Origin of the sequence: Bradyrhizobium australafricanum (assembly GCF_020329495.1) — a bacterium.
Classification (GTDB): domain Bacteria; phylum Pseudomonadota; class Alphaproteobacteria; order Rhizobiales; family Xanthobacteraceae; genus Bradyrhizobium; species Bradyrhizobium australafricanum.
In genome coordinates this window covers 1-11,178 of record NZ_JAGKJL010000121.1, presented here as the reverse complement: position 1 = coordinate 11,178, position 11,178 = coordinate 1, and the positions used below count along the sequence as shown (strand labels likewise).

The following is an 11,178-nucleotide window of genomic DNA, read 5'->3' as shown; positions in this document are numbered from 1 at the left end:
CTTGATGCTCCATCGGCTGAAGCGCCGGAACACGCTGTTCCAATCGCCGAAGACCTCCGGGAGATCGCGCCAGGGAGACCCTGTACGCACGATCCACAGCACTCCTTCAACGAACATTCGGTTGTCGCGCCCGGTCGAGCCCTTCTGATCGGGCCGCCCTATGATCAACGGCGCCATCCGCTCCCACGCCGCGTCGCTCAATACCAAACGGTCCATCACACCCAAGGCGGCCTCCCCAAAAGCAGCCTTGAATCTGATTTGCTCCTAAAAGGGAATCCTTAGAGTCCACACCACCTAGAGCTCTCAAAAGCAAAAGGTGCGGAGAAATCCGCGCTTACGCTAAACACGGCGTATTTGGTCAATACCATCATTATGCTTCGGAGCGCCTTGGGGCGGTGGCGAAGGAGGAGGCTGTCCGGTCTCGCTCGGCAAAGGCCGCGAGAGGATTCTATAGAGCGCGAGGAGACGATGAGCCATATCGGTCGCTTCAGCAGTGGTGATCTCTTCTCCTGAGGCCTCTTTGTATAGGCGGCGGAGTTCTTCGAGTTGTTCGGGCGAGACTTGGCCGCCGGTGGGAGGCATCACCGCATGATACGGAAATGGTGTGCGAACCATATAGACTGTTATTATGCCACACGAGGGCCAGTTGCCCAGCCTGTGCTAGGCAGCCAGTTTGCTTCGGATCCCTAGATGCTTTTCGATAACGGCGATGCGCTCGAGCGCATGGTCGATCTCCAAACGATAGCCTTCGATATTCTCGACTTTCGTTCTCAAGATATCAAGATCGGTACGAAAGATTCTGAGTTCTTGCTCGATGTTTAGGAGCCGTTCGTCGATGCGAACCAGTTTCTCTTCCACCTTGTCCATCCGGCCTTCTACGCGTTCCAACCGAACTTCCACTCGCTCGAGCCGAACCTCCACTTGCTCGAGCCGAGCTCTACTCGTTCCAACCGAGTGTCGAGCGCCGCGATAGAGCTGCGGCTCAAAGCCAAAGCACCAGAAGATGTGCTTGCGTCATTTCATTGCTTCGTCGAGCGTCGACTTTCTTCTCCAGTCGACCGATCTCATTACGAATCTCTGTTCGAATATCCTCACCTTCTTCTTTGATAAGTCGAGCAAGCTTGTCGAAATCGGACTCCTTCTTAGCCATACTGGAAGTATAGCATGGGGCCGATTATCATGGACCCTTAGTTACTTGCCTGAACTGATCGAGGCTGGATGCGAATGAAGGCAGCCGCCGATAGGTGCCATCTGAGTAGCGTCGGTAACTTTGCCAAACGTGCGGATCGGCATCGGGGTCTCCGAAATGCACCAATCCATCAAAGGCCCAGCCATCGTCTGGATTGACGCCAAACCACACATCGCAAAACCGATTGCCCTGGTCATCGACAAGCTGCACGAGCCAATCCGTTTTGCCGTGGTGATCGCGCATCTCGAATCTGAAAGCTGGCGCATAGGAGAAAAGTTGCGGCATCAGTCGCTGGTTGAGTTCGCGCTCTAAGTCAGGCCACGCTATGAAGTCAACCTCAGCGTCGTTCTCGTCTAATACGCGGATGCCTGCCGGGCGACCATCAAGGGGGCCCAGCGAACTCTCTGTGAGACGATCATGCTGTTTGCCATGGTCGTGAGCCTATAACATCCAGGTGATTTCAAGGTGAATTGTATTCGCGATTGACTGCCCTGTTGAAATATACGCGCAGTGCCTCTCGTATCAATTCCGAGCGCGTCCGATGTCCTTGCGCTCGCACCCCTTCCTACTCGGCGAGCATTTCGGGCGGCAATGAGATTGAAAGAGAACGTGGTGCGCGACATGAGCTCGGAAGCTATCGGCTAGAGGACGAAAATCAACGGCGTTGGCAAGCTGCCCAACAAACTCGCTCATCACTTGCTCGGGGCGGCGGGGCGCTAAGAGATTCTGGTTGTGTCTTCTTCATAGCGGAAATGTACCCGCTAATAGACTGCCAAATCATAGATCGGTCGTTGATGCTCTTCTCTTGCGTAATTGCAGACGCGAGTGCCCGAAGTTGTCCATTTCTCCCGGCGTCCGACCAATTCTGGTAGGTGCCTCGCGGATCGTTTCGGGGACACAATCTGGCACCAGTATAGCCAAAAACAATCAAACGGATCGAGGCGTAGTTCAATTCGCGCAGCCCGCGGTAGGGGGGCGCCCAAACTCCTGAGGGGAGGCCACGATGGCGATCGCGGTGCTTCGAGTTGAAATCGCAGTGGCGCCTCGGAGCTTTTAGTCTTTCCTGTTCACACGGCGACAGCTGTCTACATCGGAGCGCCGATCATGTCTGCACCAACCAAACTTGGCGTCCTGGCTATCATCGGAACCGGGATTCAAGGAGGACGGCAGTTGACCCGAGAGGCGATCACGCGGATCAAGAGTTCCGACGTAATCATGTTCTGCGTCTCCGAGCCATTAACCCGTGACTGGCTGCTTGAGCTGCGCCCGGACGCTGAAGATCTCTCGCGCTTCTACGCGGATGGCAAGGATCGGCGCGCCACCTATGAGGAGATGGTTGAGAGTATGCTCAAGCCGGTTCGCCAAGGCAAGACGGTCGCGGCGGCGTTCTATGGCCATCCGGGCGTCTTTGTTTCGCCGTCACATGAGGCCGTCAAGCGCGCCCGGCGCGAGGGCTATCGCGCCTTCATGCAGCCAGCCATCTCTGCGGAGGCCTGCCTTTATGCTGACCTCGGCATCGATCCGGCTGAGCACGGCTGCCTGTCCTTTGAGGCGAGCGAGTGGCTCGTCTTCGGCCACAGGCTTGATCCGAGCTGCGCCGTTATTCTATGGCAGGTCGATTGCGTCGGCGAGGCCAGCTATCAGAGCGAGGGCTACAGCGGCGCGCATGTGCCGCTCCTCGTCGAGAGCCTGCTACGCTATTATGACGCTGGTCACCTTGCGTATCTCTACCATGCGCCCGTCCTGCCGATCGGCCGCTCGAAGGTGTGGCCGGTAAAAATCGGCGAACTGCACGAGACACTGCGGCGCTACAGAACCGCCGGGACGCTGTTCATCCCACCGGCGGCAGAGCCGTCAGTCGACCTCGATATGGCGCGCCGCCTCGGCATATCTGCCGACGAACTTGAAAGGGATACGCACATGCCGCCCTGGGGTGTCGATCCGCGTTTCCTGATCGTCGTGGGCAACACGGTCGAGCCGGAGCCGCACCTGTGACCAGCGAGCGGGCGGCTCCTGGCTGCGTGAAGCAGAAGGGTTGCAGTTTCTCCGAGGGCGCCCTATGGGACGCCCTTATCAGCGCTCGTCCGGAGATTTGGCGATTTGAGATTCCCTTACCTCTCCTCGATCCCGCGCCTCTGGCAAAGGTCTCCGCCTTGGACTGGGCAGCGATCGTTCGCTCCGATCTCGTGCTTGACGCCGAGGATGCGCATGCGGCTTTCTTCACGAGAGTTGAACAGGCGCTGGCGCATGGACCCGGTTTCGCGCTGCTCAGCCGCATCCCCGTCGAGGCCCTTTCCTTTCGCGCTGCGCGCTTGCTCCACATCATGCTTTCGAAGAGGTTTGGGCGCTTGTGCCCGCAGGACGCGTCAGGATCCTACCTCTGCGACATCGTCGATTCGGACACGTCCGGTCGCATGCACAGCGACGACCAAATTGCGCTCGGACGCCGCTGGAACAACCTGCCCTGCCATACCGATTATGCCTTCGGCCGTACCCCACCGCGCCGCCTCGCTTTCCTCTGCTTCCGCGCCGCCGAGGAAGGTGGCGCGGTACGGCTTGCTAGTGCGGCGACGCTGCTCGCACGTGTCGCGAAGATCGGCCCCAATCTGGTCGAGGACCTGCGGCGCCCCGTCCCTTTTGACGTGAAGCGTCAGATTGACGCTAGTGACGATGCGGTCGACGCTGTAGCGATCGTCGGCTCCGATCCTGACGGCACTCGGTTGCGCTATCTTTATCACCAGATCGCTCACGCGCGCCTCGATCAGCGACAGCGCGAGGCGGTTGGAGCTTTGGAAATGGTTCTTGCCGAACCCGGGCTAGTCGCCGAGCTTATGCTCTCTCCAGGTGACGTGCTCTTGATCGACAACGGCGTGGTCCTGCATGGCCGGGGCGCATACCGCAATAAGCAGGTGCCATGTACTCCGCGCCATCATCTCCGTCTCTGGTTGATTTAGCTCACGCTTGCCAGCCAACTTGTATTGTTACCAGATATGGTAGTTGAAGCGACTTTGTTGCAGGGCATACTTCTCTGCTCAAGATTGATCATGCGGGAGAGCCAACATGGCAGAGTCGAAGCTTTACGAGTTTTTGCGCGGACTCAACGACGATTCTAATAAGCTCACCGAATTCGAGAACGATCCAGAGGCTGCTATGGATGCTGCTGGCCTCACTAGTGAGGAGAAGGAGGTTGTCAAGAGTGGTGACGAGGAGCGGATCATGCGTCAGCTCGGCGCTCAGGACGCTGCGCAGGCAGCTTTCCGCGTAATTCGCATACGCAATATCCGCATTCGCTTCGGAGTTTGACCTTGGCGCGACGGCGAACGCCGTCGCGCGCCTTCTCTAAGGGAGTGCCGACTGATGGGTTGCTTAACTGTGGTTGGAAGCGGGATTAAATCTCTCGCTCATATGACTACGGAAGCGGCCGCCGCGATCCGGCTTGCCGACAAAGTGCTCTATGGAGCCGGCGAGCCGCTCACAATCGATTGGGTGGTGCGCAACGCGAAGTCAGCGGAGTGCCTCGACGTGCTTTACGAAGAGGGAAAAGATCGGATGCTGACGTACAATGCGATGGCGGGGGTGATTCTCTCGTACGTGCGCTCGGGTCTGAAGGTCTGCGTCTCATTCGAAGGTCATCCGGGTATCTTTGTCGACGTTGCGCATCGCTGCATTCGGACGGCTCGGGCGGAAGGTTATCAGGCGCGTATGCTGCCGGGTATCTCAGCCCAAGATTGTCTCGTTTCGGATGTTCTTATCGACCCTGCCGAATACGGCTGCCAATCCTTCGAGGCGACGGACTTCCTCATGCGCGGCTATGAGCCGGACGTAACGAGCATGCTCGTTCTCTGGCAAGTTGGCTGCATCGGCCTTTCAACCTTCTCGCGTAATCGCCAGCCGAAGAAGAATGTATGCATCCTTACCGAGGTGTTGGAGAGGTCTTATGGCGCCGATCATCCGGTGATCGTGTATCAAGCCGCGCTGTTCTCGGTGTCATCGCCGAAAATTCTTGAGACGCCGCTACGCGACTTGCCCGAGCACGATCTTGGCCTCGCCACGCTCTACGTCCCGCCACTCCGCGAGGGCTTGGTGAATAGAGAGCATCTTGCGCGCTTTGGCATCGCGTGAGCGCGACCGCCTTCAGCCGATCAGGCTGCGTTCAATGCCGATCAAGAAAGCGTAAGCCGTCGCGATGTCTCGGAACTGCTCATACCGGCCCGAACGGCCCATGTGTCCTGTGTCGAACTCAGTCTTTAGAAACTGCATGCCGCTGCCGGTCGACATCGTTCGCATGCGTGCTATCCACTTAGCCGGCTCCCAGACTGCTACCTGCGTGTCATGCAGGCGCGCGAGCGCGAGCACGTGCGGATAAGGTTGAGGCTGGAGTTTCTCATAGGGCGCGTACGAAAGAATGCAGCGGCGGTCTATGGGGTCATTCGGATCGCCCCACTCGTCGTAGTCTGTTGTAGTGAGCGGAATCGTCGGATCGGAAAGTGAGTTGAGCAAGTCGACAAACGGCGCGATGGTAACAGCCGCACGAAATAAATCTGGCCGCGCATTTAGAGCCCCGCCGACGAGCACGCCGCCGGCGCTCTCGCCCATGGCGTAGATGCTCGAAGCGAGTCCGATCTCTCGCGTGTATTCGGCGCAGGCGATAAAATCGGCGATGCTCGTGGTCTTGGTCCGCCGGCGGCCCGCTTCGTGCCAGACGCGGCCGAGTTCACCGCCACCACGCACATGCGCGATCGCGATTCGAAATCCGCGATCAATCAAGCTGAAGCGCGGCAGCCAGAGATACGGGTCGATGCTGAAGCCATAGGCGCCGTAACCGTAGACGAGGGTGGGGCCTGGCTGTCCACAGTCGCTCTTGCGAGACAGGATGGTCAGCGGAACGCGCGCGCCGTCTGGACGGTCGACGCGATGCTCCTCCGCAACGTAGTCGTTTTGGTCGAAGTTTCCCGCCGCTTTCTCGTGCTTGAGCACTCTGGTCTCTCCCGAGACGAGATCGATTTCACTGATACGGGGAAAATCGGTATAGGTTGCCCATTCAAATCGGATGGCTCTGGCATCGAGCTCAACATTGTCCTTGAAAGCGATCGAGGCAGGCTCGCGCGAAGGCGGGAATGCCCTTTCGATTTCGCTTCCGATCGGAATGATCCGTCCGCGCATCGCGCCGTCAACGCGCTCAGTCACAGCAACGGTGCCTTGCAGCACCTCGAAATCCTCAAGATAGGATCCAGGATCGGGCGCCCAAAATGGACGCCAAGCATGGGTTTCCTCAACGTCGCGCGAGGCGCGCATCAAGCGAAAATCGGGGGCATCATCATTCGTGCGGATAACGAAGGCAACGCCATCGAATTGAACCTCATATTCGCATTTTGGCCGGCGCGGCGTAACGATACGCGCCGGCCCAAGGATGTCATCCCCCGGCACAAAACGGACCTCGTCCTCATCGCCCGAACTGCTGCGTATGAAGACGAAATCATCCCCTTTCGCAGGATAAATGGAGCACGAAAAAGCCTCATCTGTCTCATCATAGACTGTCTCGGCGCTCTCCGGAGCCTCACCGATCCGATAGCGCTTTACCCGCCGCCAGCGCAAAGTCTGGGAGTCGAGTTCGGTATAGAACAAAACGTCCCCGTCCTTCGACAAGACCATATTTCCGGACGCGCCGCTGATCGCCTGCGGTAGGACGGCGCCCGTAGTGAGATCCTTGAAGCGAATCGTATACAGCCGCTCGCCGGTGACATCGATGGCAAATGCGAGCAGACTGGAGCGCCGATCCACGCAAACTTGGATGTCGCACGATGCGTGCGAGGCTGCGAAAGCGGCGTAGTCGAGAATCGTTTCGCGGGTCTCTGGGGTGCGGGAATGCGCACGCTCGAAGCGGGGATATTCCGCGTCTTCGGGGTAGACAAAGCGATACTCGTACTCCCCATATCTGTAGGGTACGGTCTCGTCCGAACGCGGGGATCGAGAAGCGATCTCCTCGAAGATTTCTTGCTCAATGGCGCGCGCCGGAGCCATGGCCGCCGCAAGACGCGCGTTCTCTTCCTGGAGGAAGAGAAGAAAACGCGGGTCGGAGACGTCGCGCATCCAGGAAAAATCGTCGGCGCTCTTGTGCCCACTTCGCTGGGCCATAACTCGAAGCCCGTCTGCATGCGTACCTACCACGAACTGTAGACGCGCTGCGAGCACAGTCAAGGGGCCTAATAAATCCACCCTGGCGAAGGGACGGATCGGCGAGAATAGCCCCTCGCTCTTGCGTGGCTTGCTTGAGACAACGCTCGGACTTGCTGCGTTCAGCCCAGTGGAGGTACCTGCGCGTGAGCGACTGAACTTCTACGTTTGTGTGTCAAATTTCAATATTCACCACGGTAACGGCGGCAGTCGCCCACCAGGTAGGAATCAACCGCTTCTTCCAACCGCATGCTTCAACGATCTGCTGGATATGACTAATTGGCGCTGCACCGCTCCTCTCACCGTCGAGCTTGCCGTCGCACGCCTCGGATCAGAGGATGGAGTTATAGTCTCTGCCGCGGCTTCCAGCGCGATCATAGCGGCAGGGCGTTTCGGTCGGTCAGATACGGCCCGCAGGCGGCGACACCTCGGGCGGTGCAATCGCAACGCTCGGACATTTCGCTCCAACTCCCGGAGGAATACTGTGAGACGCTCGTTGTTGTTCTGGCTCAGTGCAACAGCCTTAGCCGCGCTCAATGGCCCTACAAGCCCAGCCGTCAACACCTCCGACTCTCTTGGGGCCGTACATGATTTGCTGGAGATCGGGTTCTAAGTCGGCCTTCCTGATCGCCGCTAGGGTTGCTGTACCGCACCAACGGTCCTGCCGGTCGTAGGCTTCAAAATATGCTGTATCGTTCATGTTCAAATCCTTTGTGCGTGCAAATCACTGCGGTGCTCATCGGCACCCAAAAGAACAATAGCCATCTGATACTGAGATCGCGGCGGACTTATGATCGAGGTTCAGCCGCGAGCGCTAGAACGGTAGGAAGTCCTCAAGGCACCCCTTGGTGCGTTTGCACGATTCAGACGCTTTGCTACATTTGGACACGCATTCGAGCGCCTTGGTATTTGCACGCGTGTCGGCAAATCAGTTATCTTCGGACAGGCGCGCTCGCATTTGTTCACCGAAGGCTGATTTGCGTCATACTGACATCTCCCAAAATCGTATGTGCCGCGGCTGATCGCCGTCGTAATACCTTCAGTTTCGCGCCCAATCCCTTTTGCCCCGAGATAGTCTAGGAGACGCTTCGCTCGTTCAGCAACAGCGTCAGCGGCGAGTGCAGCCGCCGGGTCGCTTTGAGCCATTTTCAACTGAGACCGGGCCACGCCGAGACAATAAGCCGCCTTCAGTTCGGTATCGATCGCACGTTTGACGGGCTGAGCGGATGCGACTGGGCCGATACAAAGCAAACAGAGGGCTAGTAAAGGTGTGACCAGTGAGCTTGTCTCGCGTCGGACGCCGATCCTCATGTGTTCACTCCCAGTTTCATGTCAGTCTCTGGCTGCGCACGTGCGCAGAGTTTCAATAAAGGTCGTCGCTGCGAAGCTCATCGAGCTCCTCGTTGTCAGGAAAATGCATCCGATAGGCGTCGCGTCGGTTCACGAACCTGTTTGTTGAGGTAACGAATCCCTGATCATCTCCGGCGGGCTTCTCGTCCTCGTACCCGGACATCCCTTGAAGCGCGCGTATAGCATCATTGTGCCGATAGCCTCTGACGACCTTTCCATCGGAGGCACGAACAGCAGCGCAGATAATTACTTCAGTAGAGCGAGAGTTCATGATACCCATAGCCAGGCCGTTTTGCTTTAGGCCGCCACTTATACGGATGAATTGGCGTGTCAAGCTGCGCGGTGCTGAGATTGTACCGAGCAAAGTCCCGGGCACCACCCTATGGCTCCCGTAGGATCACGGAGCCGCCTTCCATTGTCCCGGCGAGTTGCGCTAGGCTCTCACAATCATGGCGAGAAAGCTTCAGCTGACCGATAGGATAGAGCCGGCCATCCTTCCGCGCCTACATACAGGCATGGCGGCGGCTGCGGCGCATGTCGTCTGATCCCAACATCGCTCAAAATGATCCGGGGCGGTATAGGTCTATCAAGGCCGCGCAGCACTACATGGACGTCTCGATGCGCGCCAAAGCCATCCTAATGGGGCTGATACAGCGCTAGTTATATGCCGCGCGGAAAGGCTGATTGGCTGTGACCGTTTTGGAGGACGTTAGTAATCTCGTCAGGCGTCGCGCGCCAGCAGCAACCTGCGATGACTGCATTACAGAGGACCTCAAGCTGTCCGTCCGTCAACATGCAAATCACACGACCAATGGACTTGCTAAAGCCGCCGGGCTTGATCGACGCATAGACGTATGCTCCCGGTGCAAGAAAACCAAAAAGGCCATCCGATATCGCGTAATGTAGGAGAGGGTGCATGTTGAACCTGATCGATACGGCGATAGAAAAAATCTATGCGCAGGAGAAGCTGGAGGCGCGGCTTCAGAAGTCGTGGCAGGGCCGGGAAACGCGCATCGTGGTCTGGCGTCCGGATAGCCGGCGCATCACCGTCCATCACAATGGCCGATACTGGTATGGGTCACTTCCGCTCGGTCCCAAGGAGGTTTCGATCCCCCACCGTTGGTACCCGTTTGGAGAATATCGAGAGAGCGGAGATCTTGACGCTGCCGTCGAACTCAACGTGCCATGGTCGAACGACAAGCGCGTGTCGGGTTTCTTCGCCAGGGATGCCGAGACGGGTGCCGTCTACCTCATGCACGACGGCGGAGTCGGTGGCGGCCGAAAGAGCGTTGGCCGCATTCCATTTCTCGCGTGGTCGAATTCAAAGCTCGTTCCGGTGGCAGGCGGAGACGATATCCGTCCCGCAGTGGTCGTCGCGCCGGTTGATGCGAGCAGCACAGCTGTCGACGTTGCGCGCTTCGTACAACTGGCGATCGACTTCAAGGAAGCCGCAGCGAGAGGAGAAACCACGACGCCGCGGGCGCTCGCCGCACAGCGGCGTTTCGGAACGTACTTCGATGAATTCTCGGGCAAGAAGCGGAGACGTCGCCTTGAGGAGATCGAGTATATATCCCGACATGGGGATATCGTTCGCGCGGTGCATGACTGGCGAGAGCGCAAGCTTCGCAGCAACAAGACTATTTTCAAGGATGGCTATGTTGACCTCGGGGTCCATGCCGGCGGCGTCTTGCGCGAAATCTATGAGGTGAAGTCGAGCTGCGAGCGGCAGTCACTCTACACGGCAATCGGGCAAATCGTGGTTCACGACGATACCCAGAGTAGCGATTGCAGACCCTTGGTCTGCCGGATGGCGAAGCCATCCCCGCAGACGTGGCGCGGGCTCTCACTCGCGCGGACATATCCCTCATTCGGTTCACGCTTCAGGGGCAGAAGGCCCGCCTGTCGCAGCCGAAGCCTTAGTATGTTTCTCTCTCACAAGGAGTGCGATCCGATGCGGAGCCGAGAGGCACGTCCGGCGATCTGAAGAAGATCGACAGAGGCGAAAGCAGAGGGAGGTCGTGCGGGGAATGCTGCGGAGAGCAAACGGAGCAATGCTCTGAGCGGATTGGATTTTCCGCTTCCCTGTCCCTAGAACGGAGGCATAGAGGCGGCGTCAGGGGGGCTAGGGTGTTTGTAAGGGCCCCTAGTCTGACTGAGTCACAAAACCGCCGGCCAGAATCAGCGATGGTTGCAGCGTGGACCATTAGCCGATGAGGCCGACATGAGCGGGTGAGGCACCAAGACGAGCGAGAAGCGATTTGCGGCATATTTGGAAGGGCTTGCCAGTGTCATCGGTGATGCTGATCGGAAGGCGCCGCTGCGCGACTATTGCGTCGGCCTGATGGCCTGTGGCGGTCGCAAGAGCGTGGAGCCGATGGCGGCGGTGACGGCTCCGGAGCGGACGGCGGCCCAGCATCAATCGCTGCTGCATTTCGTCGGCAGCGGCGCCTGGTCGGATGAGAAGG

Annotated in this window: 11 protein-coding genes; 7 read left to right on the top strand and 4 right to left on the bottom strand. The window is 58.3% G+C overall.

The window, feature by feature from the left end; genetic code table 11:
• A partial coding sequence (locus J6525_RS44800; protein ID WP_225648926.1) for a transposase occupies positions 1 to 216 on the bottom strand: 216 nt, incomplete at its 3' end.
• Between the two features lie 444 nt (positions 217 to 660).
• Positions 661 to 867 (bottom strand): hypothetical protein, encoded by a 207-nt coding sequence (locus J6525_RS44795; protein ID WP_225649419.1) that lies wholly within the window; start codon positions 865 to 867, stop codon positions 661 to 663.
• Positions 868 to 1,306: 439 nt separating this feature from the next.
• On the opposite strand from J6525_RS44795, the gene J6525_RS44790 reads away from it, so the two are divergent.
• The 5 genes from J6525_RS44790 (at position 1,307) to J6525_RS44765 (ending at position 5,311) form a co-directional block, all read left to right on the top strand.
• Positions 1,307 to 1,501: a hypothetical protein gene (locus J6525_RS44790; RefSeq protein WP_225649418.1), complete on the top strand. Its 195-nt coding sequence runs from the start codon at positions 1,307 to 1,309 to the stop codon at positions 1,499 to 1,501.
• A 792-nt stretch (positions 1,502 to 2,293) separates the two neighbouring features.
• Positions 2,294 to 3,184 (top strand): SAM-dependent methyltransferase, encoded by an 891-nt coding sequence (locus tag J6525_RS44780; RefSeq protein WP_225649416.1) that lies wholly within the window; start codon positions 2,294 to 2,296, stop codon positions 3,182 to 3,184.
• Positions 3,181 to 4,143, top strand: coding sequence for a TauD/TfdA family dioxygenase (locus tag J6525_RS44775; RefSeq protein ID WP_225649415.1), 963 nt, complete (start codon positions 3,181 to 3,183; stop codon positions 4,141 to 4,143). Before J6525_RS44780 ends, J6525_RS44775 begins: the two co-directional genes overlap by 4 nt.
• 106 nt (positions 4,144 to 4,249) lie before the next feature.
• Positions 4,250 to 4,492 (top strand): hypothetical protein, encoded by a 243-nt coding sequence (locus J6525_RS44770; RefSeq protein WP_225649414.1) that lies wholly within the window; start codon positions 4,250 to 4,252, stop codon positions 4,490 to 4,492.
• A gap of 54 nt (positions 4,493 to 4,546) precedes the next feature.
• Positions 4,547 to 5,311, top strand: a complete 765-nt coding sequence (locus J6525_RS44765) for an SAM-dependent methyltransferase (RefSeq protein WP_225649413.1) — start codon at positions 4,547 to 4,549, stop codon at positions 5,309 to 5,311.
• Positions 5,312 to 5,323: 12 nt separating this feature from the next.
• Here J6525_RS44765 and J6525_RS44760 read toward each other — a convergent pair whose 3' ends face one another.
• Complete coding sequence (locus J6525_RS44760) at positions 5,324 to 7,324, bottom strand: prolyl oligopeptidase family serine peptidase (protein WP_225649412.1); 2,001 nt, start codon at positions 7,322 to 7,324, stop codon at positions 5,324 to 5,326.
• Between the two features lie 1,402 nt (positions 7,325 to 8,726).
• Complete coding sequence (locus J6525_RS48000) at positions 8,727 to 8,984, bottom strand: Y16D family protein (RefSeq protein WP_512699766.1); 258 nt, start codon at positions 8,982 to 8,984, stop codon at positions 8,727 to 8,729.
• 645 nt (positions 8,985 to 9,629) lie between these two features.
• On the opposite strand from J6525_RS48000, the gene J6525_RS44755 reads away from it, so the two are divergent.
• A complete protein-coding gene (locus tag J6525_RS44755) occupies positions 9,630 to 10,697 on the top strand; it encodes a hypothetical protein (protein WP_225649411.1) in 1,068 nt (355 codons plus the stop codon).
• 285 nt (positions 10,698 to 10,982) lie between these two features.
• On the top strand, positions 10,983 to 11,178 hold a 196-nt coding region (locus tag J6525_RS44750), incomplete at its 3' end, for a transposase (protein ID WP_225645485.1).